General features: G+C 61.3%; 2 protein-coding genes. Both read right to left on the minus strand.

The features are described 5' to 3' along the window. The coding region (locus NMG70_RS30900) for an IS630 family transposase (RefSeq protein ID WP_254027983.1) at positions 1-513 on the minus strand (513 nt) is incomplete at its 3' end. Next, positions 428-862 (minus strand): helix-turn-helix domain-containing protein, encoded by a 435-nt coding sequence (locus NMG70_RS30905; protein WP_254027984.1) that lies wholly within the window; start codon positions 860-862, stop codon positions 428-430. The genes NMG70_RS30900 and NMG70_RS30905, both read right to left, overlap by 86 nt. Positions 863-946 lie beyond the last annotated feature (84 nt).

Here is a 946-nt window from a genome sequence, read left to right on the forward strand (position 1 = left end):
GTCGATGGTTCTGATGGCCTTTGCGCGCAGATGCGCCTTGAGCTTGGCGAAGGCCATTTCGATCGGGTTGAGGTCCGGGCTGTAGGGCGGTAGGAAGAGCAGCCATGCGCCCTTGGCCCGTATCGCGGCCTCGGCGGTCTGACTCTTGTGGGCAGCGAGATTGTCGAGAATGACGATATCACCCTTTTCCAGCGTCGGAGCGAGTTGCGTTTCGACATAGGTCTCGAAGATGCGCCGGTTCATCGGCGTGTCGACGACGAAAGGGGCGGTGAGCCCATGACAGCGCAGCCCGGCGATGAAGGTCTGCGTCTTCCAGTGTCCGAACGGTGCCTTTGAGCGCAGCCGTTGGCCTTTCAGGCAGCGGCCGCGCGGCCGCGTCATCTTCGTAGTGGTTCCGGTTTCGTCGATGAACACCAGCCGATGCGGTTCAAGCCGCATTCGTGGCTGGCGCTTGGCCTGCCACTCCCGCCGCGCCTTGCTGATGTCGGGACGATCTTGCTCGCTGGCCTGCAGCGTTTTTTTTGAAGCGGTAGCCGTTCCTGATGAGCCAACGCGAGATCGAGGCGGGAGCGATCTCGACGCCTGCAGCAGCGGCCAGTTCGGCGGCAAGCTCGGGCATGGTGATATCGTCCTTCTCGGCTACATGGCCAAGCAGAAACTCGCGATGCGGGTCGAGCTTGCAATGGCGTCGGCCACCGCTGGCCTTGGGCACCAGGCTCCCGGTCTTTCGATAGTTCCTCACCAGGATCACGACGAACGAAACCGATACACCAAAATGCACCGCAGCCGAGCGCCGGGAATGGCCGGCTTCGACATACCCGACAACACGTTCACGCAGATCGATCGAATAGGGCTTGGGCATCGCAAATCACCTCCTACAGGAAGTGAATCACGAACGTCGCCTCACTGGAATCCCCTCTCGATTCAACCTGAGCGTCCGACGCTC

Source organism: Mesorhizobium ventifaucium (genome assembly GCF_935822925.1).
Lineage (GTDB): Bacteria > Pseudomonadota > Alphaproteobacteria > Rhizobiales > Rhizobiaceae > Mesorhizobium > Mesorhizobium ventifaucium.